Raw genomic sequence first — 26582 nt, 5'->3', positions numbered from 1 at the left:
GCAAGGATGCCAGTGGTCGTCCGTATCGTCCGCCGGTATTCGCGTCAATCGGCCCGGACGCACGGACGGCTGCCGGCACAGGTTTGCGGCAGAATGCCCGCATGCCCAGCGATCCCACGGTGGAAGACCTTTACCCCGAGGTGGCGGCCGCAGGCAGTCTTGCCGCCGTCCTCGATGCCGTCGCTGCTCGGCACGGCCTGTCGCTCGGAGCGGTTCGAGCCCTGGACGGGTCCTCGCCCCTCACCTCGGCAGGTGTCCCTAGTGAATCTTCAGTTCGCGACGACCTCACGGTGAGTGCGGGCATCGGGGAACGCCACCTCAGATTCGAAGGCTGGGGGCAGGGGATCCAGTTGATCGTTGGCAACACCGACGACCTGGTCGGGGTCGTCCGGACGGCGCACGACTGGCGTGCCGGCACGCCGTTGCACGACATCAGGCGCTCGCTGCCATTCGTCGTGCTGACTCGCCGCGGCGACGTCGTGGAGGAAGGCCCGGCGGCAGTGGTGGCGGCCGAATGGCAGTGGCTCAGACAGCGCACCGAAGAGGCTGATTGGCCACACCACACGGCGCTGGTTGAGGCGGCCTACAACGAGCCGAGGCTACGGCAGCTGTACCCGTACACCAGTCACTCCGTCTTGAACTTCTCCACCACCACCGGATATCCGTTCTCGCCCAGCCCGGTCAGTCTCAGCGGGCATGGTTCGCGCTCAAACTTCCGGGTCTGGGGACGTCGCGAGGTGGTCGGCGAGACCGCGACCGCCGCGGAGGCAGTGGCGCTCGCGGTCGCCCACCTCCCGACCGACCTCGGCCCGGCTGTCGCCGGACGATACGAGGGGCAGCGCCACTAGGCATCGGCTCTGCATGTCGAGAACCGTCGAACGGCTCCGTCCTCGGGGAGGATGCGGTCACCGTGACCGCACCAGAGCAGGGAGATCCAGCATGGCGATCCAGCGGATGGACAACGTCCTCATCGTTGTCGAGGACCTCGACGCGGTCATCGCGTTCTTCGTCGAACTCGGCATGGAGCTGGAGGGGAGAGGTCCGGTCGAGGGGCGGTGGGTGGAGCGTGTCATCGGGATCGACGACGTCCGGCAGGAGGTCGCGATGCTGCGGACCCCGGACGGCCACGGCAAGGTCGAGCTGGCGATGTTCCACCGACCGACGGCGATCAGCGCGGAGCCGAAGAACGCGCCAGCGAACATGCTGGGCATCCGGCGCATCATGTTCGCCGTCGACGACATCGAGGACGTGATCACCCGGCTGCGCGGCCACGGCGCCGAACTCGTCGGGGAGGTGGAGCGGTACGAGGACATCTTCCGGCTCTGCTACGTCCGCGGCCCCGAGGGCATCATCGTCGGCCTGGCCGAACAACTCCGCTGACGGCCGCCGCCGGTCGGCCCACCCGCAACGTCAGGGATGTAGGGGCCTCGCGGGCGGCGGAGACCACTACATCCCTGAAACAGCGCGGAATTTGAGCAGCAGCAGCGGGCAGGCGGCGGGCTCAGGAGATCAGGGTGCCGCCGTCCACGGTCACCACCGTGCCGGTGGCGTAGGTCGCCCGCAGGAGGTAGACGAACGCCTCGGCCACCTCCTCGGGCTCGCCCACCCGACCGAGCGGAAGCGACTCGCTGAGCTGCGCGTACATCTGCTCTCGAGTTTCCTCCGGCAGGGAGTCCCAGAGCGGGGAACGGATCACGCCGGCGGAGACGGCGTTGACCCGGATCGGGGCGAGTTCGACGGCGAGCGCGCGGACCAGGGCGTCGATCGCCCCGGTGATGCTGGCGGCGACCGACCAGCCGGCGCTGGGCCGGTGGTTGGCGGTGCCGGTGGTGAGGGTGATCGACCCGCCTGGGCGCAGGTACGGCAGCGCCGCGTTGACTGCCGACAGGGAGCCGAAGTAGCGCAGGTCGAAGGCGGCCCGGGCGGCGGTGAGGTCGAGGGCGTCGACGGACATCAGCGCGAGGGGCTCGCCGGCGGTGAAGACGAGGTGGTCGAACGACCCGACATCGTGGAACAGCCGGGAGACAGCGCCCGGGTCGGTGAGGTTGGCCACGTACCCCTGGGTTGTGGTCGGCAGGGTCGTCAGGGCGCGGTCCACGCTGCGCTGGTTGCTGGAGGCGACCACGACCTGGGCGCCCTCGCGGGCGGCGCGGGCGGCGGTGGCGAGGCCGATCCCCGAGGTTCCGCCGAGTACGACGACGCGCTTGTCGATGAGGGTCATGATCGTGTCCTTCCGGATCGTGTGGGTGGGAACGGTTACCACCGTGCTCCCCCGGGAACGCCCGCGTCCAAGACCTCTTTCACCTCCTGTGATGCCCGTTGGGCATCACTCCATTCATACCCGGCGGGTATCATGGAGATGCCCGGAGCGGCAACCGGACGGGGGCAGGGTGGACGTCGATCTGCGCAAGCTCCGCTACTTCGTGGCGGTCGCGGAGGAGTTGCACTTCGGCCGGGCCGCCGTCCGGCTGCACATCGCCCAGCCGGTCCTGTCGCGCCAGATCCGGGCCTTCGAGCACGAACTGGGCGCCGAGCTCTTCGTCCGGGACCGGCGCTCCACGGTGCTGACCGAGGCCGGCCGGCAGCTGCTGACCGACGCCCGTCCGCTGCTCGCCTCGGCGGAGGCCCTGCGGCGGCGGGTGCAACGGGCCGCGCACGGCAGGCCGACGTTCACCATCGCGTTCATGCCCGGCGTTCTCGTCACCGCCGAGGCCCGCGCCATCGGCCAACGGCACCCCGACCTGGCCGTCAACGTCGTCCGTACGTCCTGGGACGACCAGGCCGACATCGTCCGCGAGGGGCGCGCGGACGTCAGCTACGTACGGCTCCCGGTCGACCAGCGCGGTCTGCGCCTGCGGCCACTGTTCACCGAACCCCGCGTCGTCGTCCTACCCACGGATCACCGCCTGGCCGGCAAGGAGTCGGTCGACCTCGCCGAGTTGGTCGAGGAACGGCTCTTGCAGGACCCGGACGCGGTGCCGGAGTGGCGGGACCTACCGAACCGCCCGACGGAGCCCGCCCTCCGCCCCCGGCCCGAGCTGAACTCCGTGGAGGAGAAGCTGGAGCATGTCGCCGCGTACGCCGGGATGGTGATCCTGCCGTTGTCGACGGCGACGTTCTACACGAGACCCGACGTCAGCCACGTCCCCGTCGCCGACCTCGGCCACAACCAGGTGTGCCTGGCCTGGGCCGAGGACAACCGGTCACCTCTGGTGCACGAGTTCGTCGAGATCGCCGCCCGGCAGGCCCCACAACCCGACGATCGACGCCACGGGGAGTCAGGCGGCGCCGCTCGGGAAGGTCTCGCGTAGGGCCGGGTCCAGCGGTCGACCGCTCGTCGGCTCGATGAACAGGTCGGTGAGTAGGAGGTCGGCGAGGTAGCTGGGGTTCACGCCCGACTCCTTGCGGCCGAGGGACTGCGCCGCGCCGCCGAGTCGCAGCGCGGCCCGCGCCGCGCCGGCCGGCAGGCGACCGACCCGGCGGGGCCGGCCGACCGCGTCGGCGATGCGCGCGATCATGTCGTGCCAGGTGAGGTTCTCGTCGGCGACCGGCAGGTCCGCGCCGCTGGCCTGCTCCAGGGCGTCGACCGCGACCTCGGCCACGCTGCGGGCGGAGGCTGCGGCGCTTCCGCCGCTCGGGGCGACCAGCGGGGTACGCGAGCGGGCCCACCGGTCCAGCGGCCCGGCCCAGTTGGGCAGCCGGTCGCCGGCCCGACCGAAGACGAAGGGCAGTTCGAGTACGGCGACCGGCAGGCCCTCGCCGGCGGCCGCCCGCCCCTCCCGGGCCTGTTCCAGGCGGCACCGGATGTACGTGTGCCGCTCGGCGAGGCGCCACTGGGGGTGGAGCCGGTCGAAGTAGGTGTAGTAGGAGCCCATCACGACGCCCCGGGTGAGACCTTCGAGGCGGGCGGCGGTGAACAGGCGTACCACCGGGTCGACGTTGTCGCGACGGAACTCGGGGTAGATCGGCTTGGGCAGCGGCCGTTGCTCGTCGGTGCGGGTGGCGTACACGACGCCGTCGTGACCGGCGAGCAACGGCCGCAGTTCCTCGACCGAGGCGGACCCGACATCGAGCAGGTGGTCGACGCCGGCTTGGGCGGTACGCGCCACCGTGGTCGCGGCGTGGCCACGCTCCCGGAGCACGTCCACCACGTGAGCGCCGATCAGGCCACTGCCACCCACCACAAGAATTCGCACGGTGCATCGTCCACTCTGGAACCGGCTCCTTGTCAAGCGGCTGCGCCGCGGTTGGACCAGAATGGCACCCGGAGGTGATCGAGGGTGGTCGACCAGGAGAGCGTGCCCAAGCTGTGTTCGGTGGTGCTCGACTGCACCGACGCGCGGGCGCTTGCGGAGTTCTACCGACAGTTACTCGGCTACGTCTACCGTCCCGGTGACGAACCGCCAGCGGCCGGCACAGCCGACGAACGCGGCGGTGACTGGCTTGTGCTGCGGCCGCCCGGTGGCGGACCCCAGATCGCGTTTCAGCAGGTGGAGCATCTGCCGGAGGCGACGTGGCCGACGAACACCGTGCCCCAGCAGCTGCACCTGGACCTGACCGTGGAGTCCGTCGACGAGTTGCTCGTCCAGCACGAGCGGGTGCTGCGCCTCGGCGGCCGGCTGCGGTACGACCGCATCGACGACCCCGACGAGCCCCTCCGTGTGTACGCCGACCTGGCCGGGCATCCCTTCTGCGTCTTCGTGGGCTGAGCGGGTTGCCGTCACCTCGCCCCAGCGCAGGTTAACAACCAGCGAGGATGTCGTCCGCACCCCGAGCTTCGCACTAGGTTCGAGGTACGGGACACCATTGCTGGGAAACGGGGTTGAGGATGCCGGAACCGCGCGCCTTCTGGCTGGACGAGCAGTTCGACCGCGAACACGGCGCCGACGGGCGCGGCCGGTACGAGGCCGAGGTGCTTCGTCGGATCGACGAGTTCGCCGACACCTGGGGTGACTTCGCGCCCGTCGCGTTCGCGGTGACCGCCTGGCGGCTGGCCACCGAGCTGTCGCCGGGCTTCGTCCGCTGGCACCGGCGGATCATCTCGGCGACCTGCGCGCGCAGCCCGTGGGACGGCAGCCTGGTCTGCGCGGTGACCGTGGCCTCCCGCTGGCCGGCCGAGCTGACCTGGACCAAGCAGTGGCAGCGTGACCGTGGCTGGCAGGACTGGCCCCAGATGTTCGGCCAGTTCACCACACCCACCGACCAGGACCAGACCCGCCGGCCGCATCTGCGCGCGCTGCTTCAGGTGGAGGCGCCGGTCCCGCTCGGCGACCTGCCGCCGACGCCCGGCGGTCCGGACGACGACGTCGCCGCGGCGGCGCGCCGGGCCGTGGCGGTGCTGGCCCGGGAGCTCAACGACCTCCTCGCGCCGATGATCGGGCAGCTCGACGCCGGGGTGCCGGCGGACTCCTGAGAAAGCCGGCCGGGCGGTAGGGTCGTCCGCGTGGATCTGGTCGACATCGCCGCCCGGCTCGGGGTGCCCGTCGAGGAGGTCGACCGCGTACACCGGCTCGCCGGTGACGGGCCCTCAGCTCCGCTACCAGCCAAGGCCGACGCGCCCGCGCTCCTCGACCGCCTCGCCGTGCGGCCGGACGACGCCGCCGAGGTCATGGCGGGCTGGCCCGACCCCGGCTCTCCGCTGTGGACTCCGGAGCTGCGTTGGCTGCTCGACCGCTCGATCGCCCTGGTCCGCGCCGACCTCGCGGGCTACGACTGGATGGCGCCCGGCCCGGAGCTGCCGCGAGACCGAGGGCCCGCCTGGCGGCACCTCTACGTGTACGCGTACCTGGCCCTGGTTGACGTGGCGCGGGGGTACCACCGCGACCACGGCGTCCCCGATGCCGTCACCTGGGCGACCCTCGCCGACCTGGGCCGCAACCTCGCGATCGACCGACGGATGCGCGGCGAGGGTTGGCCGATCATGCAGAGCTGGCTGACGCTGCACTCCCGCGGCAGCGTCTACGAGCTGGGCCGGCTCCAGCACCAGCGTGGCGACGGCGCCATCGGCCTGCACGTCCCGGATTCGGGGCCGTTGACCCCGGAGGCGGTCGAGGCGTCGCTCGACGAGGCCCGCGCGTTCTTTCCACGACACTTTCCCGACGAGCGCTACACCGCGTTCTCCTGCGCCTCGTGGCTACTCGACCCGCAGCTGCGGGAGTACCTTCCCGAGGACTCCAACATCGTGCGGTTCCAGCGCCGGTTCGAGTTGGAGCCCTACGACGAGTCGGCGGGGCCGGACGCCGACATCGAGGTGCTGCGGTTCGGGTTCCGCACCCTGACCACGCCCCTCGACGAGCTGCCGCGCCGCACCGTGCTCCAGCGGGCGCTCATCGACCACCTGCGGGCCGGCGGCCACTGGCACTGGCGCCACGGCCGCTTCCCGATCTAGGCACCCGCGTCCCACCACGCGCCGTTGGCAGCCGCCTGGCCTGCCGGTTCGATGACCTCCCACACCTCAGTGATGAGTCCGCCGGCGAGCCGCAGGACGTCGACGACCACGATCTCCGGCCCCGCATCGGGGAGTCGGCGTCGCGAGTGCACCACGACGTGGTCGCCGTCGGCCAGCAGGTGCAGGATGTCGACCCGCATGCCGGCGGTCGGGCCCAGCGCGGCGCGGACCGCGGCGAGCCACTGCGCCTTGGTCGAGGTCGTCGAATCCGACCGGTGATGGGTGAAGTCCTCGCTCAGGAACGAGGCGAGCGTGTCGACGTCGCCGGTGTCGACCAGCCCCGCCAACGCACGTCCGACGATGCTCTTGTTCTCGGTGGTCATGGCCGCAAGTGTTTCCCCGGCCCGGATGGATGTCGATGACATCGCACTTCATGGCGTCCCGAGCGACGCTGAGTAGGCTCATGATCGTGTATGCGGTCGGGGAACTCCTGCGGCAGTGGCGCAAGCGCCGGGGGCTCAGCCAACTCGACCTGGCGATCGCCGCGGATGTCTCGGCTCGGCACGTCAGCCTGGTCGAGACCGGCAAGTCCACGCCGAGCGCCGACATGATCCTCCGGCTCGCCGACCAGCTTCACGTGCCGCTGCGTGATCGCAACCAGCTGTTGCTCGCCGCCGGCTTCGCGCCCCGGTACGCGCAGCGCCCGCTCGGCGACGCCGCCCTGTCGGCTGCCCTCGACGCGGTCCGCAGGGTGCTCCAGGCGCACGAGCCATATCCGGCGCTGGTCTTCGACCGCCGGTGGAACATCGTGCTGACCAACCGCGCGGTCGACCCGTTCTTCGCGTACGCGGCGCCCGAGCTGTTGCGGCCGCCGGTGAACCTGGTTCGGCTGGGCCTGCACCCGCGCGGGCTCGCCCCCCTGGTGGTCAACCTGGCGGACGTGCGGGCGGTGTTCCGCAGTCGAATCTCGCGCCAGCTCGCCGCCGCTCCCGACGCGGAACTCGCGGCACTCTACGAAGAACTGCTGAACCCGCTGCCCGGGGAGCCGCCGGACCAACGGGTCGACGCCGACGTGGTGATCCCGATGATCCTGCGGATCGGTGGACGCGAGCTGCGGCTGTTCTCGACGATCACGACGTTCGGCACCCCGATGGACATCACCATCGAGGAGATCGCGGTGGAGTCCTACTACCCGGCGGACCAGCAGAGCGCCGCCTACTTCACGCAGTAGGGCCCGGCCTGGTCACGGTGACCAGGCCGGGCCCTACCACTCGCTCGTCAGCCGGTGGTCAGGACGAACCTCTCCCAGGACCCGACCGACGTCCGGTTGGCGATCAGTGCCCCGGCCCCGGCGTTCTCGGCGGCCACGATCTGGTTGTTGGCCAGAGCCCGCAGACCGACCGTCCCGTCGGAGTTGGTGATGATCTGGAACGTCTCCCACGGTCCGATCGTCGTGCGGTTCGCGATCAACGGATTCGCGCCCGCGTTGTCGGCGCAGACGTACAGCCCGTTGGCGCGGGACCGGAGAGCGATGTTGCCGTTGCCGGCGTCCACCCGGTCGAACTGCTCGGTAGTCGAGACGCTGGCCTTGTTGGCGATCAGCGGGTTGGTGCCGACCGCCGACACGTACTGGTTGTTGACCTGCGCCCGCAGCGTGATTCCTCCGCTGGGGGTGGTGGTGCCGGTGGTGAAGGTGAACGCGTCGACGTCGAACAGGTTGCCCGAGCCGCCCTTGAAGACCAGGTACAGGGTGGTCGTCGCGGACGGCGGGTTGCTGATGGCGGTGGAGACGTCGACGAAGGTCTCCCAGTTACCGGTCACCGGCACCGTGGCGGTGCCCAGCAGGGTGCCGGTGGCGGAGCCGGCACGAACCTCGATGGTGCCGCCGGCGCCGGCCGAGGAGACCCGCGCGGTGAACCGGTTCGCGTTGGACAGGTTGTACGGCTGGTACGAGATCCAGTCGTTGTTCTCGATGAACCCGGCCGTGCGGCCACCCTCGGCGTTGGTGTGGTCGGTGACCTGGACACCGGACTGGGCACTGAAGTGCTCACCCTGGCGGTGCTTCGGTTGCAGCGTCTTGATGCTGTGCGTCGTGAGCCCGCCGTTGTCGGTGTACGCGGCGTCGAAGACCCCGTAGATGTTGGCCGCCGCGTCGTGCTCGCCGTCCGTCGGGACGGTGATCGTGCCGCTGCACCCGGTCTTCGAGGTGATCTGGTGGGCGTGGCTGTCGTGGCCCAGCGCGTACGTCAGGGTCACCTTGGAGCAGTCGATCGTGCCGTCCTGCGGGTCGCTCACCGAGATCTGGTAGGGCACCGTGTCACCGAAGTTGAACAGCTGCCCGTCGGTGGGCGAGGTGAGCGACACCGTCGGGGCGGTGTTGCCCACGGTGACGATCAGGCTCGCCGTGCCGGACAGGCCGGTCGGGTCGGTGACCTTCAGGGTGGGGCTGTACGTGCCGTTCGTGGTGTACGTCTTGGTGGGGTTGGCCGCCGTCGACGTGGTGCCGTCACCGAAGGTCCACAGGTAGCTGAGCGCGCCGCCCTCGGGGTCGGAGCTGCCGGCCGACGAGAAGTTGACAGTCAACGGGTTGGCCCCCGACGTGGGGTTCGCCGAGGCGACCGCGATCGGGCTGCGGTTGCCACCACCGATGTACTCGATCCGGAAGAGCGCCTGGTTGTTCGAGCCGGTGCCGTAGTCCAGCACGTACAGGGCGCCGTCCGGGCCGAAGGCCATGTCCATGACCTGGGTGCCGGTCCACGGGAAGTTGGAGATCTCCCCACGTGAGCCGTCGGAGTTGACCGCGATGGCCTTGATCCAGCGCCGGCCGTACTCGCCGGCGAAGAACTGGCCGTTCAGCGAGGCCGGGAACTTGATGCTGGAGTTGAGCGAGGCGTCGTACCGGTAGACGGGCCCGCCCATCGGCGACTCGGAGCCGCTGCCGAACTCCGACGGTGAACCGGAGTCGCCGGCGTACTTGATCCAGGCCGGCTTCGCCGCGGGCAGCGTGGTGAGCCCGGTGTTGCGGAACGAGTTGTTGGTCGGCCCGCCCGTGCAGTTGTACTTGGACTGCGACGGCCCGGACGGGAAGGTGTATTCATTGTATGTTTCCGTGCTGGTGTTGCTGCCGGTGCAGTACGGCCAGCCGTAGTTGCCGGGCGCCGCGATGCGGTTGAACTCGACCTGACCTTGGGGGCCCCGGCTGGAGTTCGTGCTGCCGGCGTCGGGGCCGTAGTCGCCGAGGTAGACGACGCCGGTCGCCTTGTCGACGCTCATCCGGAACGGGTTGCGCAGACCCATGGCGTAGATCTCCGGGCGGGTGCCCGACGTGCCGGGGGCGAACAGGTTGCCCGACGGGATCGTGTACGTGCCGTCCGCCTGCGGCTTGATCCGCAGCACCTTGCCGCGCAGGTCGTTGGTGTTGCCCGCCGAACGCTGGGCGTCGAACTGCGGGTTGCGGTTGGTCTGCTCGTCAAGTGGCGCGTAGCCGGACGACTCGAACGGGTTGGTGTCGTCGCCGGTGGTCAGGTACAGGTTGCCGGCGGCGTCGAAGTCCAGGTCACCGCCGACGTGGCAGCACTGCCCACGGTCGTTGGCGACCTGGAGCACGATCTTCTCGCTGCCCAGGTTGAGCGTGTCGTCGCTGTTCAGGGTGAACCGGGACAGCCGCAGGTGCCCCTTCCACCGGTCCCAGTCGGACTGCGAGCCGGTGGTCGGGGCGTCCCCGGACGGGGTGCTCAGCGTGGGGGAGTAGTACAGGTAGATCCACCGGTTGCTGGCGAAGTTGGGGTCGACGGCGACGCCCTGCAACCCCTCCTCGTCGTGGGTGTAGACCGACAGGGTGCCGGATACCTTGGTGTTGCCGGCCACGTCGGTCACCCGGAGGACACCGTTGCGGGCGGTGTGCAGCACCGAGCGGTTGGGCAGGACGGCCAGGGACATGGCCTCACCCAGCTCGCCCGAGCCGGTGGCGAGCTTGACCTGCTGATAGTCGGAGGCGGGAATCACCGCAGCCTGCGCGGTGGAAGGTGCAGCCACAGCGAGGGCCGCGCTTGCGACGGTGAGAACCGCCGCGAAGAGCGCCCGGGGCCAGCGCCGGGGATAGGAGAGCATGATCGTCCTTTCTCGACGACCGGGGGACGGGCGCGCGGGGGCGCACCACGACCAGGTGGTGGTGGAGAGCGAGCGGGGGGACCAGGTCAGTTGGTGGTGACCAGGTCGAACTTCTCCCACTGACCGATGGAGGTCCGGTTGGCGATCAGCGGGGAGGCGCCCGCGTTGTCGGCGGCGACGTAGCGGTTGTTCACCGTGGCCCGCAGGCTCACCGTGCCGTCGGAGTTGCGGACGAGCTGGAACGTCTCCCAGGCGCCGGCGGTGGCCCGGTTGGCGATCAGCGCGGCGGCCCCGGCGTTCTCGGCCGCGACGAACTGCCCGTTGCCCTTGGCGCGCAGCGCCACGTTGCCGTTGGCGAGGTTGACCAGGTCGAACCGCTCGGTGGTGCCGACGCTGGCCTTGTTGGCGATCAGCGCGGTGGTGGCGTTGGGCGCGCTCACGTACTGGTTGTTGGCGCGGGCCCGCAGGGTGGAACCGCTGGCGGTGGGCGGCGGGGTGGTGGTGCGCGGCGAGCAGTCGGCCGTCACGGAGCCCGCGGCGACCTGGAGGCCACCGAGCAGCATCCTGGTGAAGTTCGGGTCGGTGTACGACGCCTCGGTGTGCCCGAGGCCGGTGTACCAGGCACGCCCGCCGCCGTACGCCTTGCACCAGGTGATCGGGTGGTCGCCGCTCATGTTGCCGCCGCTGTAGGACGACTCGTCCAGGCTGGCCAGGACCCGCGCGCTGGACCGGGGGTTGGTGCGGTAGTTGTACCACTCGTCCGAACGGACCCAGGTGGTGCCGAGGTGCGCGGTCGACGGGTTGGTCTGGTCCTCGATCTTCACGGTCGCCGTCTGGATCGCCGGGTGCGAGTCGAACCACGCACCGACAAGCGAGCCGTACCACGGCCAGCTGTACTCGGTGTCGGCGGCGGCGTGCACGCCGACGTAGCCACCACCGGCGGCGATGTACGACTCGAACGCCGTCTGCTGGCTGGCGTTGAGGACGTCGCCGGTCGTCGACAGGAACACCACCGCCTGGTACTGGGCCAGGTTGGAGGTGGTGAACTGGGCGGCGTCCTCGGTCGAGGTCACGGTGAAGCCGTTGGCCGAGCCGAGCTGCTGGATCGCGGCGATGCCGTTGGGGATCGACGAGTGCCGGAAGCCGGCGGTCTTGCTGAACACCAGGACCTTGGTCAGTGGTGCCGCCGAGGCGGGGGTCGGCAGGGCGACCAGGCTGGCCAGCATGACGGCCAGGCCGGTGACGAGTGCCAACAGGCGGGGACGGGAACGCATGGTCTTGCTCCTCTGCTGAGCGTCGACCTCAGGCTGTGCACACGGGCATGCCGGAGGCCGCGATGGCGGTGGTGCGGAAGCCGGGCCGCCGATGCTCGGCTGAGGTGGTGCGGGGTGGTGGGGGATGGGGCGGGTGCAATCAGCCGACGATTTCGAACCGCCCACAATGGACGGTCAGAATTCATCGACTGGCATCGTTGACGCAGTAAACCTCCGATGTCTACGCCCCGTCAAGCCCACGTGGTCGGGCCCGAGGACGTCCGCGCACGGCCGGCGGCGGTGTGGAGGTGAGACGTATGACGTATGGTCGATGGCATGGCCACCGTCGACTATCGAGAACCGCCCGTGGGGCAACTCGTGGTGCTGCCGGTCCGCGAGCTGGTCGAGAGGACGGCCACTGCGCGCCTACGCTGGTCCGGTGCCCCGGGTCGCCATCAGAATGAGGTCGGCGATCGTCTCCGGGTGGGTCACCATGGCGAGATGCGACGATTCGACCTCGATGGTCGTCGCGTTCATCCGGTCGGCCAGAAACCGCTCCAGCTCCGGCGCGGTCGTGCGGTCCTGCGTGGAGATCGAGTAGTAGCAGGGTCGGTCCCGCCAGGCGGCCGCCGTCGTGCGGCCGTGGAAGAGGTCCTTGGCGATCGGGCCCTGCACCGCGTAGAGGGCGCGAGCGCGGGTTTCCTCGATTCCCCCGGCGAAGTCGGCCAGGAAAGCGCTCTCGCTGAGCTGCGCGTACCCGTCGTGGTGCACGAGGCCGGCGTTCGCCGGCGGCGTGGGGTACTTCGCCGCGAGCGCGGCGTAGTCCTCGCCGGCGTCCGGCGCGCGGGCCGCGACGTACACCAGGGCGGTGACCCTCGGGTGGTTGCCGGCCTCGCTGATGATTGTGCCGGCCCAGGAGTGGCCCACCAGCACCGTCGGGCCGTCCTGCCGGTCCAGGGCACGGTTGGTGGCCGCGACGTCGTCGGTCAGGGAGGTCAGCGGGTTCTGCACCGCGGTGACCGTCAGCCCGGCCCGCTGCAGCAGCGGGATGACGTCGGACCAGGAGGAGCCGTCGGCGTACGCGCCGTGGACCAGGACGACGTTGCGGGCCGGCTGGGCCGAAGATGTGTCGCTCACCTGAAAACCTCCGCACGCGGCCGACGACAGCTCTCGCCTGCCACTCTTCCCCTTTCCGGTGGGGCCGGTGGGCCAAACGCCGAGGCTTCAGCCGCTCTGGCGCACCGGGCCCGGTGCGAGGGCGCGCCAGTTCAGGTGGTCCCGGTAGCGGTATCGCAGGACCAGCCAGCTGACCGAGAACGGAATGGCCCCCATGGCCACGACTCCCAGGACGTCCGCGCCGACCACGTCGAAGACCGCTCCGACGTCGCCGAACAGCTGAGCGACCGTCTGGAAGGCCACGTGCAGGCCGATGCCGGCCCAGATGTCGCCGGTGGCGGCGCGGAAGGCACCCAGGAGCAGCGCGAAGACGAAGAAGAGCGCCGGCCCAGGGGCGTCGGTCCAGGACGCGACGGGCGACAACCACCAGGGGTACGACGACAGCGGTGGTGAGGACCGCCCCGACCACATGCGTGGGTCGGTCGTAGTCACGGTCGAGCAGGGCGCCCAGGAACAGCCACACCAGTACGGTGCCGGTGACCACGACGAGGATCCGCCAGTGCAGGGCGGGACGAGGTCCGGCGCTCACCACGCGCAGCGTGGCCAGCGGCGTCAACGACGGACCGTCAGCGGCCGAGAACGAGGTAGGCGAGGCCCAGGACACCTCGGTAACCCTCGACGTACTGGCGCAACCGGTCGTCGAGTTCCGCACGGACGTCGGCCGCACGGGGATCCTCCGGGTACGCCAGCAGCCACTCCTGCCGGCCGGCAAGCCAGGTGGACTCGAAGTCGTCCCATTCCCGCTGGTCGGCGGTGCTCAGGTGCAGCAGCCGCCAGCCCCGCTCGCGGGCGGCCTCGACCAGCCCGGGGAGGCTCGGGACGTCCGGGCCGAAGACCTCGGCGATCTCCGCCGTGGGCGACCGTTCCCAGTAGGCGTCGCCGAACAGCAGCCGCCCACCGGGCCGGACCACGGCGGCGAGGGCGTCGAGGGCGGCCTCGGTGCCGCCGAAGGCGTGGGCCGAGCCGATGCAGAGGACCCGGTCGGCCGGCTCCTGCCAGGCCGCCGCTTCCCCCATCACGAACGCGACGTGCCGGTTCAGCGACCGACCCGCGGCCAGCCGCCGCCCCCGGGCGAGCGCGGCCTCGTCGGTGTCGACGCCGACGCCCCGGGTGGCGACCGGGCCGGACACACCGCCGGCGGCCACCGCCCGCAGCAACAGCTCACCCCAGCCGCAGCCGAGGTCGAGCACGCGCGCGCCCGGGCGGACGTCGAGCCGTTGCAGCAGCAACGCGGCGTGCTCCGGCGAGAGCGGAGTGTTCCAGCGCATCCGCGCGTAACGGCTGGCGGCGAGGTGGTCGGTTGACTGCATCCGTTGAGGGTGTCAAGCCGTGCGCCGAGCCCGACACCGGGGCGTACGGCAGGATCGGTGGGGTGGACGCGGAGCGCGCGAGGCCGCCGCGGCGGCCGACCCCGCAGGAGGTGGCGGCGGCGGCCGGCCGAGGTCTGCCGGACATCATCGGCCCCGGGCTGCGCGTGCTGTTCTGCGGCTACAACCCGGGCCTCTACTCGGCCGCGGTGGGGGAGCCCTTCGCCCGCCGCGGCAGCCGATTCTGGCCGGCCCTGCACGGGGCCGGCTTCACCGACCGCCAGCTGCACTCGTGGGAACGCGACGAGCTGCTGCGGCAGGGCCTGGGCATCACCAGCCTGAGCAACCGGGCCACCGCCCGCGCCGCCGAACTGACGTCGGAGGAGTTGGTGGCCGGGGTGACCGGGTTGGCGGTAAAGGCCGAGCGCTACCGGCCGCGTTGGGTGGCGATCCTCGGGGTGACCGCGTACCGGATCGCCTTCGCCCGCCCGGAGGCCGCGCTGGGCCCGCGACCGGAGCGGCTGGGCCCGGCCCGGGTCTGGGTGCTGCCGAACCCCAGCGGCCTGAACGCGCACTTCCCCCTGCCGGCGTTGACCGCCGAGTTCGCCAAGCTGAGGCGGGAGCTCGACTCCTAGCCGGCGGCGGCGACCAGCCCCTGGTAGTACGGCTGCATCGCCGGGTGGTACTCGTCGAACTCCGGGCGGGGTGAGCCGTCCCGGGAGGCGACCAGCAGGTCCAGGTAGTACTCCCAACCGGCGCCCACCTCGGCGATGCCCTCCACGCTGCTCAGGTGCTGCACGAACCGCAGCTCGGTGGTGCCGCCGGTTTCGGTCAGCGACAGCTCCAGCAGCCAGCTGCCGTAGCTGTCGACCATCGACACGGCGAGGCGCTGGAGCGGTTCGCACGCGTCGATGCGCACCTCACACCAGGGCTGCTCCTCCTCGTACGCCATCTGGACCCGGATGGTCCGTCCGGGCCCGGCCTCGCCCTCCCACGGGCCGAACCAGCGGGCCGTGCGTTCGGGCTCGGTCAAGCTGGCCCAGACATCCGCCACCGGGGCGCGGAAGGTCCGAGTGAGGACGAGATCGTGCCCGGTGGCGGTGCGAAACAGGCGTCCGGCGGGTGTGCGGGTCATGCCGTGTGCTCCCTTCGGTGTTCCGCCGGGCCGCGGCTGCGGCGCTCTCGGCGGGTGCGATAGACCTCGGTCTCCAACGCGTCGAGGTGCCGTTCCCACCTGTCGACAGTGGTGAGCGCGGTGAGCCAGTCGAGCAGCGGGGCGAGCGGGCCCGGGTCGAGCCGGTAGATCCGCTGCCGTCCGACCAGCTCGTCACGGACCAGCCCGCTCTCGCGAAGCACCCGCAGGTGGCGGCTGATGGCGGGTCGGCTGATCGTGAACCGCTGGGCGATGTCGCCGGCGGAGAGGGGTTCGTCGCGCAACATGGTCAGGATGTGCCGCCGTACCGGGTCCGCGATCGCGACGGCCACCTCATCCACCCGAGAAGCGTAACCTACAGGTTACGGGTCTGCCGGTTGTGGACCTCGGACACCGCAGAACGCTGCGTCGATGGTGGGCACATGATCACCTGACCTGGCACCCTGGACGGCATGGCCGCCCTGCTTCGCTCCCGCCTGACCGACTGGACCGTCGCCGTACCCGTGCTCGCTGTGCTGGTGTTGATCCTCACCTGGGGGCGGAACCTGCCCGGCCCGATCATCGTGGTGGTCGCGCTGCTGCTGGGCGGTGCCGTGCTGGCGGCCGTGCACCACGCGGAGGTGGTCGCCCACCGGGTGGGGGAGCCGTACGGGTCGCTGGTGCTCGCCGTCGCGGTCACCGTGATCGAGGTCGCGCTCATCGTCACGCTGATGATCAGCGGACCGGAGAAGACCCAGTCGCTCGCCAGGGACACCGTCTTCGCCGCCGTCATGATCACCTGCAACGGGATACTCGGCCTCTCCCTGCTGCTCGGGGCGCTGCGCCGTCGCGTCGCGGTGTTCAACCCGGAGGGCACCGGCGGAGCCCTGGCTACCGTGATCACCCTGGCCACCCTGAGTCTGGTCATCCCGACCTTCACCACGGCCCGGCCCGGCCCGGAGTTCAGCCCGGCCCAGCTCGCCTTCGCCGCCGTCGCGTCGCTGGCCCTCTACGGGCTGTTCGTGCTCGTGCAGACCGGCCGGCACCGCGACTACTTCCTGCCGGTCGACAGCCGGGGTCAGGTGATCGACGCGGAGGAGCACGCCAAGCCGCCGACCACCCGGGCGGCGCTGGTCAGCCTGGGGCTGCTGCTGGTGGCGCTGGTCGCGGTGGTCGGCGACGCCAAGACCGTCTCCCCGACCATCGAGGCCGGCGTCGCCGCGGCGAACCTGCCGCACGCGTTCGTCGGCGTGATCATCGCCCTGCTGGTGCTGCTGCCGGAGACACTGGCCGCCGCCCGCGCCGCCCGCCGCGACCGCGTGCAGATCAGCCTGAACCTCGCGCTCGGCTCGGCGATGGCCAGCATCGGCCTGACCATCCCGGCCATCGCGATCGCCTCGATCTGGCTGGACGGCCCGCTGCTGCTCGGCCTCGGCGGCACCCAGCTCGCACTGCTCGCGCTCACCGCCGTGACCGCCGTCCTCACCGTGGTGCCCGGCCGGGCCAACGTGTTGCAGGGCGGCGTACACCTGGTGTTGCTGGCCGCCTTCGTCTTCCTGGCCGCCAGCCCCTGACCCGCACCGCCGCCAGCTCAGCCCCTGCCCGCTCAGCCCGTGACCCGCATGGCCTGCCGGCCCGCGTGGCCCACACGGCCCGCCGGTCAGCCGGCGGGCGGCGGGTCGCCCGCGAGGCGCTCCGCGCGGGCGTTCAGGTAGCGCTGCTGCGCCAGGTTCGTCGAGCGCGTCGCAGCCATCCGGTACGCCTCCCGCGCCGCGACCCGATCACCCTCCAGCTCCCACAGGTGAGCGCGGGCGGCCGGCAGTCGCGGGTCGTCGGCGAGACGGGGATCGTCGGCCAGGTCGGCGAGCAGCGCCAACCCGGCCGGCGCGCCCCGGCTCATCGCCACCGCCACCGCGTGGTTGAGCGCCACCACCGGGTTGTCGGACATTCCGAGGAGCACCTCGTACAGCGCGGTGATCTGCGCCCAGTCGGTGGCCGCCGCGCTGGTTGCCTCGTCGTGCACGGCCGCGATGGCCGCCTGGAGTTGGTACGCCCCGACCACCCCGCGCGGCAGCGCCCCGGTGATCAGCTCGACCCCCTCGGCGATCTGGTCGGCCCGCCACCGGGCGCGGTCCTGCTCGGCCATCGGCACCAGCTCGCCGTGCGGGCCGATCCGCGCAGGCGCCCGGGCGTCGGTGAGCAGCATCAACGCGAGCAGCCCGGTGACCTCCGGGTCCTCCGGGACCAGCCGGCGCACCAGGCGGGTCAGCCGGATCGCCTCGGCGGTCAGGTCGGCGCGCAGCAACCCGGGCCCGGCCGTGCGGGCGTACCCCTCGGTGAAGATCAGGTAGAGCACGTGCAGCACGGCGGCGAGCCGGTCGGCGCGCTCCGCGCCGGTGGGCGGCGCGAACCGCAGCCCACTGTCGCGGATCCGCTGCTTGCCCCGACTGATCCGCCGGGTCATCGTCGCCTCCGGCACCAGGAACGCGCGCGCCACCTCGGCGGTGCTCAACCCGCCCACCGCCCGCAGGGTGAGCGCGATCTGCGACGCCGCCGACAGCGCCGGGTGGCAGCACAGGAACAGCAGGATGAGCGTGTCGTCGGCGTCCGCCGGTGGGCGGTCGGCGGCGGGGGCACGCCACTGCTCCGGTAGCACCCACCGGGCCACCGTGTCCTCCCGCCGCATCCGGGCCTGCTCGCGACGCAGCAGGTCGGTCAGCCGACGGGACGCCACGGTGATCAGCCAGCCACGAGGATTGTCCGGCACGCCGTCGCGCGGCCAACGGTCCGCCGCGGCGATCAGCGCCTCCTGCACCGCGTCCTCGGCCGTGTCGAAGTGCCCGTAGCGGCGGACCAGCGCGCCGAGGACCTGCGGCGCCAGCTCGCGCAGCAGGTCCTCGGCGGGATTCTCCGGCACTGGCTCAGCCGGCCAGGTCCTCGACACCGTCGAGCACCGGCCGCACGTCCACGTACCCGCCGGGGGCGTCCGGGTCGACCAGGCCGGCGGCGATCTCGGTGGCCCGGTCGAAGCTGGCGCACTCCACGATGGTGTAACCGGCGAGGACCTCCTGCGTCTCCGGGTACGGGCCGTCGGTGACCACGGGCGCCCCCTCGCGCACCTGCACCCGGCGGGCGTGCACCGGCTCGCTCAGCCCTCGGGCGTCGACCAACTCCCCGGACTCGGCCAGCGCCTGGTGGAACGTCTCCATGTGCTGGTGCATCGCCGCGATCTGCTCGGCCGACATCGCCGGCCGCTCGGAAGCCCGCCCCGACAGCACGTCATAGTCCTGCTGCGACCCGTAGAGCAAAATCATGTACTTCACGGTTCTTCCCTCCTCCTGCCAGGAGCGCCACCCCGACGCCCCCACAGGAAACGTCGAACCCCAACCCCCCCACCCGGACACACCCCCGGGCCTACCTCCCCCACCCGAACCGTTGATCATGAAGTTAGCGTCACGACACGCCGAGTGGGATGACGCTAACCTCATGATCAACGGGATGCGGCCCACCCGGGGCCAGGGCGTGAACCGTGCGGCAGCGCCGTGCGTGGAACCGGTGACGGGCGTTTCGGTCGTGTCGTCGGGGTACTACCAGCACGAGCACCAGATGTCTGGGGAGGCACAGTGGGCGCACGGTTCGGACGCGACGCGCGGGGCCCGTTGGCGGGACTGCTGATCGCCGCCCTGGTCTCCCTCGCCTGCGCCGGCGGTGGGCTGGCCGAGCCGGAGGCCGAACGCCCCGGGGCTAAACCCTCGGCCGCCTCGCCGGGGCCCAGCACCACCCGGGCCGACAGCACCACAAGCGTCGCCGAGTTCAAGCAGGACGTCGCCGACGCGCAGGAGGTCGCCGAGCGGTACTGGGCGGCCCAGTTCAAGGAGTCCGGGCAACGGTTCCGACCGATCCGGCGGATCACCCCGTACCAGCGTGACGGCGAGGTGTCCTGCGGCGGCCAGCCGTTGCCCCGCAACAACGCCGTCTACTGCTCGCAGGGCGACTTCATCGCGTACGACATCGCCTGGTCGGTGGCGGCGTTCCGCCAGGTCGGCGACGCGTTCGTGTTCTACCTGCTCGGGCACGAGTACGCGCACGGCATCCAGGTGCGCCTCGGCATCAACTACAGCTTCACCATCCAGCAGGAGTTGCAGGCCGACTGCATGGCCGGGGCGTACCTTGGCGACTCGGTGCGCTCGCGTGCCCTGACCCTCGCCGAAGGCGACCTGGACGAGTTCCGGGAGGGGGTGGCGGCGGTCGGCGACGACCCGGACCAGCCGTGGTTCGCGGAAGGGGCGCACGGCACCGCCGAGCAGCGCACCGACATGTTCTTCCGGGGTTACGAGGGCTCCCTGAAGGAGTGCGACCTGGGCTGAGTGAGGTTGCCCGGATCACCCTGGCGCCCGTTGCCGCCACCGGCCACCGGCGCTGCTGGCAGGATCGCGGTGTCGGTCACGACCCTGGAGGTTCCGCTGAGCAGCCATCACCCCGCCGCTGTGCTCTTCGACATGGACGGCACGCTGGTCGACAGCGAGAAGCTGTGGGACGTCGCGTTGCAGGAACTCGCGAAGGAGTACGGCGGGAAGCTCTCCGACGACGCCCGCCAGTCGATCATCGGCACCGCCATGGCCGAGTCGATGCGCATCCTGCACGACGACCTGGGGCAGCCCGAACGGGATCCGGAGATCAGCGCGGCGTGGATCAACGCCCGGATCCTGGAACTGTTCCGGACCGGTCTGCGCTGGCGGCCGGGGGCGTTCGACCTGTTGCGCGCGGTCCGCACGGCGGGAATCCCCACGGCGCTGGTCACCTCCAGCCCTCGGGCGCTGGTCGAGATCGCCCTGGACACCCTCGGTCGGGACAACTTCGACACGGTGGTCGCCGGCGACGAGGTGGTGGCGGCCAAGCCGCACCCCGAGCCCTACCTGACCGCGGCCCGGCTGCTGGGTGTGCCGATCGAGCGCTGCGTCGCGATCGAGGACTCACCGACCGGGGTGGCCAGCGCGCTCGCCTCCGGCGCGGCGGTGCTGGCCGTACCGGCGGAGGTGGCTTTGCCGAGCACTGTCGGCGTACACCAGGTGGAGAGCCTGACCGGCGTGGACCTGGAGCTGCTCGCGGCGCTGCTGACCGATCGGGCCGCGGCGACCGGCTGACAAGCCCGGCGCGGTCACTGGCGCTCGGCGAAGACCGCGGCGACCACCTGATAGCTGTCGAATGCCCGCGCGGCACCCGCGTACGCGGCCAGGTGGATGAACAGCTCGACGATCTCCTCCCTGGTCACGCCCGAGGTCAACGCGATGCGCAACTGCCCGCGCAGCGGCTCGTGGGTGCCGAGGGCGGCGGCGATCGCCACCGAGACCAGGCACCGGCTGCGCAGGTCCAGGCCCTCGCGGGGCCACGCCGCGCCGAAGGTCTGCTCGGTGGCGAGACGACGAAAGTCGTGCCCCACCGACGGCTCACCCTCGCCGAGCGGCAGGACCAACGGCTGGCCGAGCAGCCGCTCGGCGTTGTCGAGTGCCCGCTGGTACGCGTCCTGATCGGTCATGTCACCGGCCCCGGCTCTGCGGCCGCCCGGGTCGCGGGCGGGCCGGCGCCCTGCCGGCAGCACCAGCCTGACAGTCGCCTCCGGGCGGCCGAGGGCGAATGGGACAGGCCGAGGCCCCCAGCCGCGCGGATGGCGACCGGGGGCCTCGGTAGTGCCGATCAGTCGTGGGCGATGGCGCCCAGGACGTTGATCCGGGCCGCCCGGACGGCCGGGAGCACCGCGGCCACCACGCCGATGATGGCGGCGAGACCGAGGAAGACACCCATCTGCCCCCAGGGCAGGATCAGGTCGGTGATGCCCTCGTCCTTGAGGGCCTCGACCACCGCGGCGCCGAGGCCGGTGCCCACCGCCACGCCGAGCAGTGCGCCGAACACCGAGATCACCACCGCCTCCACGGTGATCATGCCCATGGTCTGCGACCGGCGTAGGCCGATCGCCCGCAGCAGACCCAACTCGCGGGTCCGCTCCAGCACCGACAGGGCCAGGGTGTTGATGATGCCCAGAACGGCGATCACGATGGCCAGCGCGAGCAGGATCTGGATCATCGTGAGCAGTCCGTCGAGCGAACTGGTCTGCTGCTTGATGAACGCGTCCCGGTCGGCCACCGACACCTCGGGGCTGTCCGCGAGCAACGCTTCCACCTGCGGCTGAACGTCGGACACCCGGGTGCCCGGGGCAAGCTGGATGAAGCCCTGGATGGGCTGCGGGATGGCGAAGTCCTTCGCCGCGGTCGCCGGCAGGGTCACCGGGTTGGTCAGCTGCGACGACTCGTAGATGCCGCTGATCGTGTAGGTGCGTGCCTCGCCCCGGGTCAGCTGCACGTTGACCGTGGAGCCCACCGACCAGCCACGGGAGGTGGCCGTGTCGGAGCTGGCGAGCATCTGGGTCGGCCCGAGCCGGTCGATGTCACCGGCGGTGGGCTTCGCGCCGAAGATCTGCCGCAGCGACGCGATGTCGCTGCTCGCGGCGACCCAGGTGCTCTCGCCGTCGATCCGCCCCATGTCGCCGTACTCGCCGTCGACCATCCGCACACCGGGCAGGGCCTTGGCCCGGTCCAGTACCCCCGGGTCGAAGGTCGGCGGACGCGGGCCGCCCTGCTGGCCAGCGATCACCAGCTCCGCCTTGATGGTGTCCTTGGCGAGCGCGCTGATGCTGCCCTTGGCCGAGTCGAGGATCACCGTGACGCCGGTGACCAGCGCGATGCCGACCATCAGCGCGGCGGCCGTGATCGCCGTACGGCGCGGGTTGCGCCCGGAGTTGAGCCGGCCCAGCTTGCCCGGCACCGACCAGGAGAAGATCGCGCCGAGCAGGCTCACCACCGGCCGGCTGATCAGCGGGGTCAGCAACGCCACCCCGATGAAGGCGAACAGCACCCCACCGAGGATGGTGGCCAGCGTCTGACCGCCGGCGTTGCCGCTGAGCCCGAGGAACAGCAGCACCGCACCGACGCCGGTGACCAGCGACCCGGCCACGGTGACCTTGGTCAACGGCCGGTCCGGGGTGGCCACGTCCTGCATGGCCGCGATCGGCGGGATCCGGGACGCCCGCAGCGCCGGCAGCAGCGCCGCCACCACGGTGATCACCAGACCGACGCCGAACGAACCGATCACCGCGGCCGCCGGCACACCGATCCCGGCCAGGGTGAGCCCACCGGCGAGCTTGCCGAACAGGAACGCCAGCAGCGCGCCCACCCCGATGCCGGCCGCGAGGCCGAGCACCGACGCGATCAGACCCACCGCGATGGCCTCCAGTACCACCGAACCGATGATCTGCCGGCCGCTGGCCCCGATGGCGCGCATCAGCGCCAACTCCCGGGTCCGCTGCGCCACGATGATCGAGAAGGTGTTGAGGATCAGGAAGGTACCCACCAGCAGCGCCACCGCGGCGAAGCCGAGCAGGATCTTGTTGAAGAAGGACAGGCCCTCCTTGAGGCTGGCCGAGGCGTCCGCGGCCACCTGCTCGCCGGTCTTCACCTCGAAGTCCGCGCCCAGGGTGCGGGCCACGTCGTCGCGCAGTTTCTCGTCGGAGACCCCGTCGGCGGCCTGCACGGTGATGCTGCTGAACACGTCCGGCTCGCCCAGCATCAGCCGCTGCGCCACCGGCGTGGTGAAGAAGACCTCGTTGACCCCGCCGATCGAGTCCCGGTCACCGCTGTAGCCGAACACGCCGACCAGCGTGAAGTCCCGCTTCTTCGACTCGAACGCGGTGAGCACGCCGACCTTCTGGCCGACCTGCACCTTCGCGGCCGTGGCCAACGCCTTGTTGATGACGATCTCGTCCTCGGCCTGCGGCGCGCGCCCCTCACGCAGCTGCAGCAGCTCACTCTCGCCGGTCCAGTTCTCGCCCAACTGCGGCGGGCCGAACGAGGTGACCACCTTGCCGTTGCTGCCGATCACCCGGGCGCCGTCGGCGTTGACGACACCCGTCGCCGAGGCCGCCCCCGGCACCTGCTTCACCCGGTCCACCAGGGCGGCCGGCAGCGGGGCGACGGTCTGCTCGCCCTCCATCTCGTTGACCTGCACCTTCGGCTTCGCCGCGACGTTCACGTCGATCTCGGAGAAACCGTCGGCGAAGACCGAGTCGAAGGAGCGCCCCAGCGTGTCGGTGAGCACGAACGCGCCGGAGACGAACATCACCCCGAGCACCACCGCCAGGCCGGACAGGATCAGCCGGACCTTACGGGCCAGCAGACTCTTCAGCGTCGCGCGGAACATCAGTTGCCCACCTCGGCCGGAGTGTCCAGCTTCTTCATGGTGTCCAGCACCGTCTCGGCGGTCGGCTCGATCAGCTCCGAGACGATCTCACCGTCGGCGAGGAAGACCACCCGGTCGGCGTACGCGGCGGCCGTCGGGTCGTGGGTGACCATCACGATGGTCTGGCCGTGCTCCCGCACCGAGTTACGCAGGAAGTTGAGCACCTCCGCACCGGAGCGCGAGTCCAGGTTGCCGGTCGGCTCGTCCGCGAAGATCACCTCGGGGCGGGAGACCAGCGCCCGCGCGCACGCCACCCGCTGCTGCTGCCCGCCGGAGAGCTGCGCCGGCCGGTGGTCCAGCCGGTCCTTCAGACCCACCGTCTCGATCACCGTGTCGTACCAGGCCGGGTCCGGCTTGCGCCCGGCGATCGACAGCGGCAGCAGGATGTTCTCCTTGGCGGTCAGCGTCGGCAGCAGGTTGAACTGCTGGAAGATGAAGCCCACCTTGTCGCGTCGCAGCTTCGTCAGCCCCGCGTCGCCCAGCCCCGTGACGGTCGTCTCACCGATCGCCACCGTCCCCCGGGTCACCGAGTCCAGACCGGCCAGGCAGTGCATCAGCGTCGACTTACCGGAACCCGAGGGGCCCATGATCGCGGTGAAGCGGCCACGTTCGAACTCCGCGCTGACCCCCCGCAGCGCGATGACCTGAGCCTCGCCGCTGCCGTACACCTTCCACACGTCGTTCGCCCGGGCCGCGGCCTGCGCCTGCTGGCCTACCGTCGCGGTCACGTCATCTACCTCTTCCGTCTGTCCGAAAATGCACGCCGCCCCCCGATGGTCCGGCGCGACTGTTCAATCATCGGTGCTGCGTACGCCCGTTCCGTCCAACCCTGGGGGGACCCGGCGCGGATTTCCCGCTGCGGGTGCACCCCCATGTCTGATCAGGGTTGCCCCTGAGTCGACGGCCGGTCGACCGCTTTTCCCCCGGCGTCCGGCGGCAGCACCGACACTTGCACCTGACGCCACAGGAGGGTCAACCGAACCAGGCCGTCTCCGGTCACGGTAGGTGACGACGGCAACGGCGGCCGTCCCCCCACGGAGGGATCTTCGAGTACGCCGAGTGAGGTACCCGGGCCGCTGCGGCTACGCCCGAGGGCGGACCAGCCCCGACTCGTACGCCAGCACCACCGCCTGCACCCGGTCGCGCAGCCGCAGCTTCGTCAGCACGTGTCCGACGTGCGTCTTGATGGTGGTCTCGCTCACCGACAGGACCGTCGCGATCTCGGCGTTGGACAGCCCCCGGGCGACCTGCACGAGCACCTCGCGCTCGCGGTCGGTGAGCGCGTTCAGCGCTGCCGACGGTGTCGCCGCCGGGTCGGGCAGCAGCTCCGCGAAGCGGTCCAGCAGGCGCCGCAGGATCCGAGGTGTCACCACCGCGTCCCCGCCGGCGACCGTGCGGATCGCCGCGATCAGATCCTCGGCCGGCACGTCCTTGGCCAGGAACCCGCTGGCGCCGGCCCGCAACGCGCCCACCACGTACTCGTCCAGGTCGAAGGTGGTGAGCACCAGCACCCGCACCGGCAGTCGGGCGTCGACGATCGCCCGGGTCGCCGCCACCCCGTCCATCCGGGGCATCCGGATGTCCATCAGCACGACGTCGGGCAGCAACCGGCGGGACAGCTCCACCGCCTCCACGCCGTCACCGGCCTCGGCCACCACGTCCAGGTCGCTCTCGGCGCCCAGCACCATCCGGAACCCGGTCCGCAGCAGCGGCTGGTCGTCGGCGAGCAGGATCCGCACCGGCCGCGCCGAGGGCGCCTGATCGCTCATTCCGTCTCCCGTCCCGCCGACGTCGTGACACGCACCGGTCATCCTCGCGTACGGGAGCCGGTGCGTCGCGGATCACCGTAGAGGCCGGCCGGTCGCCCTGTCCCGACCGCGACGGCACCGCTGCGGTCGGGTCTTCAGCGGTGTCGGCGTGCGGCCGGCGGTCCCGGCGGCCTGAGTCGCCGCGCCGGGCGTGCACGTCGGTCAGGAGGCCGTCACTCGTCGGCGCCCGGCGCCACCGGGGTGGAGCGGGAGTCGCGCAGCGGGTCGGCGCTCGCCGCGGCGACCGGGAACGGCGGCGGCGTGCCGCCGAAGCTGGGGCAGAGCGCCTGGTGGCTGCACCAGTCACAGAGCCGGCTCGGCCGGGGCCGAAAATCCTGCCGGGCGGTGGCCTGCTCGATCGCCCGCCACAGCGCCACCACGGTGCGCTCGAAGCGGACCAGCTCGTCGGCGTCCGGGGTGTAATCCAACACCTCGGCGTCGCGCAGGTAGAGCAGCCGCAGCACCCGGGGCACCACCCCCCGGGTGCGCCACAGCACCAGGGCGTAGAACTTCAGCTGGAACAGCGCCCGCGCCTCGAACGCCTCCCGTGGAGCGCCGCCGGTCTTGTAGTCGACCACCCGCAGCGCGCCGTCCGGAGCGACGTCGAGCCGGTCGAGATAACCCCGGATCAGCAACTCCTCGTCGACGACCGCGGAGATCAGGCTCTCTCGTTCGGCCGGCTCCAGCCGGGTCGGGTCCTCCACCGCGAAGTAACCCTGCAACAGCCCGGCGGCGGAGCGGAGGAACTCCACCGGGCCGGCCGGCTCCGCGCCGTCGAAGATCCCGGCCAGCTCCGGCTGCTCGGTGACCAGCCGGTCCCACTGGGGGGCCACCAGGTCGCCGGCCGCCTCCGGTGTGCGGCCGGTGGCGGGCAGGTCGAACAGGCGCTCCAGCACCGCGTGCACCAACGTGCCCCGGGCCTGCTCGATGGTGGTGCGCTCGGGCAGCCGGTCGATGCTGCGGAACCGGTAGAGCAGCGGGCAGGTCTTGAAATCCGCCGCCCGCGACGGGGACAGCGAGGCCCGCACCGTCGGCGGCGCCTGCACCGCGGGGGAGGGTTGGGAGGTGGTGACCGATTCCGCCGTCATGTCGGCAAAGGTTAGGGCACCGGTGTGACAC

At 71.3% G+C, this 26582-nt stretch carries 28 protein-coding genes; 11 read left to right on the top strand and 17 right to left on the bottom strand.

Features of this window, described 5'->3' with window-relative positions:
• The first annotated feature begins 101 nt into the window (after nt 1–101).
• Both ACIBD9_RS16915 and ACIBD9_RS16910 read left to right on the top strand, forming a co-directional pair.
• Nucleotides 102–848, top strand: coding sequence for a DUF6193 family natural product biosynthesis protein (locus ACIBD9_RS16915; protein ID WP_396718562.1), 747 nt, complete (start codon nt 102–104; stop codon nt 846–848).
• 91 nt (nt 849–939) lie between these two features.
• Nucleotides 940–1380, top strand: coding sequence for a VOC family protein (locus ACIBD9_RS16910; protein ID WP_396718560.1), 441 nt, complete (start codon nt 940–942; stop codon nt 1378–1380).
• 121 nt (nt 1381–1501) lie between these two features.
• Here the strand turns inward: ACIBD9_RS16910 and ACIBD9_RS16905 are convergent, their stop codons facing one another.
• Nucleotides 1502–2221, bottom strand: a complete 720-nt coding sequence (locus ACIBD9_RS16905; protein WP_396718558.1) for an SDR family oxidoreductase — start codon at nt 2219–2221, stop codon at nt 1502–1504.
• A gap of 169 nt (nt 2222–2390) precedes the next feature.
• Here ACIBD9_RS16905 and ACIBD9_RS16900 point away from each other — a divergent pair, with 169 nt between their 5' ends.
• Nucleotides 2391–3311 (top strand): LysR family transcriptional regulator, encoded by a 921-nt coding sequence (locus ACIBD9_RS16900; RefSeq protein WP_396718556.1) that lies wholly within the window; start codon nt 2391–2393, stop codon nt 3309–3311.
• Here the strand turns inward: ACIBD9_RS16900 and ACIBD9_RS16895 are convergent.
• Nucleotides 3279–4196 (bottom strand): NAD-dependent epimerase/dehydratase family protein, encoded by a 918-nt coding sequence (locus ACIBD9_RS16895; RefSeq protein ID WP_396718554.1) that lies wholly within the window; start codon nt 4194–4196, stop codon nt 3279–3281. The genes ACIBD9_RS16900 and ACIBD9_RS16895 overlap by 33 nt on opposite strands.
• Nucleotides 4197–4280: 84 nt before the next feature.
• On the opposite strand from ACIBD9_RS16895, the gene ACIBD9_RS16890 reads away from it, so the two are divergent.
• From ACIBD9_RS16890 to ACIBD9_RS16880, 3 genes are all read left to right on the top strand, one after another.
• Nucleotides 4281–4709, top strand: a complete 429-nt coding sequence (locus ACIBD9_RS16890; RefSeq protein ID WP_396718552.1) for a VOC family protein — start codon at nt 4281–4283, stop codon at nt 4707–4709.
• 119 nt (nt 4710–4828) lie between these two features.
• Nucleotides 4829–5413: a hypothetical protein gene (locus tag ACIBD9_RS16885; protein WP_396718550.1), complete on the top strand. Its 585-nt coding sequence runs from the start codon at nt 4829–4831 to the stop codon at nt 5411–5413.
• A 30-nt stretch (nt 5414–5443) separates the two neighbouring features.
• Nucleotides 5444–6388, top strand: coding sequence for an acyltransferase domain-containing protein (locus ACIBD9_RS16880; RefSeq protein ID WP_396718547.1), 945 nt, complete (start codon nt 5444–5446; stop codon nt 6386–6388).
• Here the strand turns inward: ACIBD9_RS16880 and ACIBD9_RS16875 are convergent.
• Nucleotides 6385–6771: a nuclear transport factor 2 family protein gene (locus tag ACIBD9_RS16875; RefSeq protein WP_396718545.1), complete on the bottom strand. Its 387-nt coding sequence runs from the start codon at nt 6769–6771 to the stop codon at nt 6385–6387. The two genes, ACIBD9_RS16880 and ACIBD9_RS16875, sit on opposite strands and share 4 nt — an antisense overlap.
• Nucleotides 6772–6851: 80 nt before the next feature.
• Between ACIBD9_RS16875 and ACIBD9_RS16870 the strand changes: the two genes are divergently transcribed.
• Nucleotides 6852–7619 carry a helix-turn-helix domain-containing protein gene (locus ACIBD9_RS16870; protein WP_396718542.1) on the top strand — a complete coding sequence of 256 codons (768 nt, stop codon included), beginning with the start codon at nt 6852–6854 and terminating at the stop codon, nt 7617–7619.
• Nucleotides 7620–7666: 47 nt separating this feature from the next.
• Here ACIBD9_RS16870 and ACIBD9_RS16865 read toward each other — a convergent pair whose 3' ends face one another.
• The 5 genes from ACIBD9_RS16865 to ACIBD9_RS16845 all read right to left on the bottom strand — a co-directional run bounded on the left by ACIBD9_RS16865 (nt 7667) and on the right by ACIBD9_RS16845 (nt 14237).
• Entirely contained in the window at nt 7667–10498 is a 2832-nt protein-coding gene (locus tag ACIBD9_RS16865) for a PQQ-dependent sugar dehydrogenase (protein ID WP_396718540.1), read from the bottom strand.
• Between the two features lie 86 nt (nt 10499–10584).
• On the bottom strand, nt 10585–11724 hold the full coding sequence (locus ACIBD9_RS16860; protein ID WP_396718868.1) for a ThuA domain-containing protein: 1140 nt from the start codon (nt 11722–11724) through the stop codon (nt 10585–10587).
• 453 nt (nt 11725–12177) lie between these two features.
• A complete protein-coding gene (locus tag ACIBD9_RS16855; protein ID WP_396718538.1) occupies nt 12178–12888 on the bottom strand; it encodes an alpha/beta fold hydrolase in 711 nt (236 codons plus the stop codon).
• Nucleotides 12889–12975: 87 nt separating this feature from the next.
• Entirely contained in the window at nt 12976–13290 is a 315-nt protein-coding gene (locus ACIBD9_RS16850) for a hypothetical protein (RefSeq protein WP_396718536.1), read from the bottom strand.
• A gap of 203 nt (nt 13291–13493) precedes the next feature.
• A complete protein-coding gene (locus tag ACIBD9_RS16845; protein WP_396718534.1) occupies nt 13494–14237 on the bottom strand; it encodes an SAM-dependent methyltransferase in 744 nt (247 codons plus the stop codon).
• A 62-nt stretch (nt 14238–14299) separates the two neighbouring features.
• Here ACIBD9_RS16845 and mug point away from each other — a divergent pair, with 62 nt between their 5' ends.
• A complete protein-coding gene (mug, locus tag ACIBD9_RS16840) occupies nt 14300–14869 on the top strand; it encodes a G/U mismatch-specific DNA glycosylase (protein ID WP_396718866.1) in 570 nt (189 codons plus the stop codon).
• Here the strand turns inward: mug and ACIBD9_RS16835 are convergent.
• Complete coding sequence (locus ACIBD9_RS16835) at nt 14866–15369, bottom strand: SRPBCC family protein (protein WP_396718532.1); 504 nt, start codon at nt 15367–15369, stop codon at nt 14866–14868. The genes mug and ACIBD9_RS16835 overlap by 4 nt on opposite strands.
• Nucleotides 15366–15728, bottom strand: coding sequence for a metalloregulator ArsR/SmtB family transcription factor (locus ACIBD9_RS16830; RefSeq protein WP_396718529.1), 363 nt, complete (start codon nt 15726–15728; stop codon nt 15366–15368). The genes ACIBD9_RS16835 and ACIBD9_RS16830 overlap by 4 nt, the downstream gene beginning before the upstream one ends.
• 111 nt (nt 15729–15839) lie before the next feature.
• On the opposite strand from ACIBD9_RS16830, the gene ACIBD9_RS16825 reads away from it, so the two are divergent.
• Nucleotides 15840–16940 carry a calcium:proton antiporter gene (locus ACIBD9_RS16825; protein ID WP_387169829.1) on the top strand — a complete coding sequence of 367 codons (1101 nt, stop codon included), beginning with the start codon at nt 15840–15842 and terminating at the stop codon, nt 16938–16940.
• A gap of 86 nt (nt 16941–17026) precedes the next feature.
• Here ACIBD9_RS16825 and ACIBD9_RS16820 read toward each other — a convergent pair whose 3' ends face one another.
• A complete protein-coding gene (locus ACIBD9_RS16820; RefSeq protein ID WP_396718526.1) occupies nt 17027–18283 on the bottom strand; it encodes an RNA polymerase sigma factor in 1257 nt (418 codons plus the stop codon).
• Between the two features lie 4 nt (nt 18284–18287).
• On the bottom strand, nt 18288–18680 hold the full coding sequence (locus ACIBD9_RS16815) for a YciI family protein (RefSeq protein WP_396718864.1): 393 nt from the start codon (nt 18678–18680) through the stop codon (nt 18288–18290).
• Nucleotides 18681–18989: 309 nt separating this feature from the next.
• Between ACIBD9_RS16815 and ACIBD9_RS16810 the strand changes: the two genes are divergently transcribed.
• Both ACIBD9_RS16810 and ACIBD9_RS16805 read left to right on the top strand, forming a co-directional pair.
• The gene (locus ACIBD9_RS16810; protein ID WP_396718524.1) at nt 18990–19733 is read left to right on the top strand and encodes a neutral zinc metallopeptidase; all 744 of its coding nucleotides are present in this window, start codon (nt 18990–18992) and stop codon (nt 19731–19733) included.
• A 120-nt stretch (nt 19734–19853) separates the two neighbouring features.
• Nucleotides 19854–20510: an HAD family hydrolase gene (locus ACIBD9_RS16805; RefSeq protein ID WP_396718863.1), complete on the top strand. Its 657-nt coding sequence runs from the start codon at nt 19854–19856 to the stop codon at nt 20508–20510.
• 14 nt (nt 20511–20524) lie between these two features.
• Here the strand turns inward: ACIBD9_RS16805 and ACIBD9_RS16800 are convergent, their stop codons facing one another.
• From ACIBD9_RS16800 to ACIBD9_RS16780, 5 genes are all read right to left on the bottom strand, one after another.
• Nucleotides 20525–20902, bottom strand: a complete 378-nt coding sequence (locus ACIBD9_RS16800) for a carboxymuconolactone decarboxylase family protein (RefSeq protein ID WP_396718521.1) — start codon at nt 20900–20902, stop codon at nt 20525–20527.
• 158 nt (nt 20903–21060) lie between these two features.
• Entirely contained in the window at nt 21061–23616 is a 2556-nt protein-coding gene (locus tag ACIBD9_RS16795; protein ID WP_396718518.1) for an ABC transporter permease, read from the bottom strand.
• On the bottom strand, nt 23616–24383 hold the full coding sequence (locus ACIBD9_RS16790; protein ID WP_124771116.1) for an ABC transporter ATP-binding protein: 768 nt from the start codon (nt 24381–24383) through the stop codon (nt 23616–23618). The genes ACIBD9_RS16795 and ACIBD9_RS16790 overlap by 1 nt, the downstream gene beginning before the upstream one ends.
• Before the next feature lie 354 nt (nt 24384–24737).
• Nucleotides 24738–25424 carry a response regulator transcription factor gene (locus ACIBD9_RS16785; RefSeq protein WP_112673568.1) on the bottom strand — a complete coding sequence of 229 codons (687 nt, stop codon included), beginning with the start codon at nt 25422–25424 and terminating at the stop codon, nt 24738–24740.
• Nucleotides 25425–25636: 212 nt separating this feature from the next.
• The gene (locus ACIBD9_RS16780; RefSeq protein WP_238661266.1) at nt 25637–26551 is read right to left on the bottom strand and encodes a PD-(D/E)XK nuclease family protein; all 915 of its coding nucleotides are present in this window, start codon (nt 26549–26551) and stop codon (nt 25637–25639) included.
• Nucleotides 26552–26582 lie beyond the last annotated feature (31 nt).

The sequence above is a fragment of the Micromonospora sp. NPDC050784 genome, assembly GCF_044456765.1.
GTDB classification, from domain to species: domain Bacteria; phylum Actinomycetota; class Actinomycetes; order Mycobacteriales; family Micromonosporaceae; genus Micromonospora; species Micromonospora foliorum.
The sequence above is the reverse complement of the archived record's forward strand: the minus strand, read 5'-3'. Positions and strand labels throughout refer to the sequence as shown.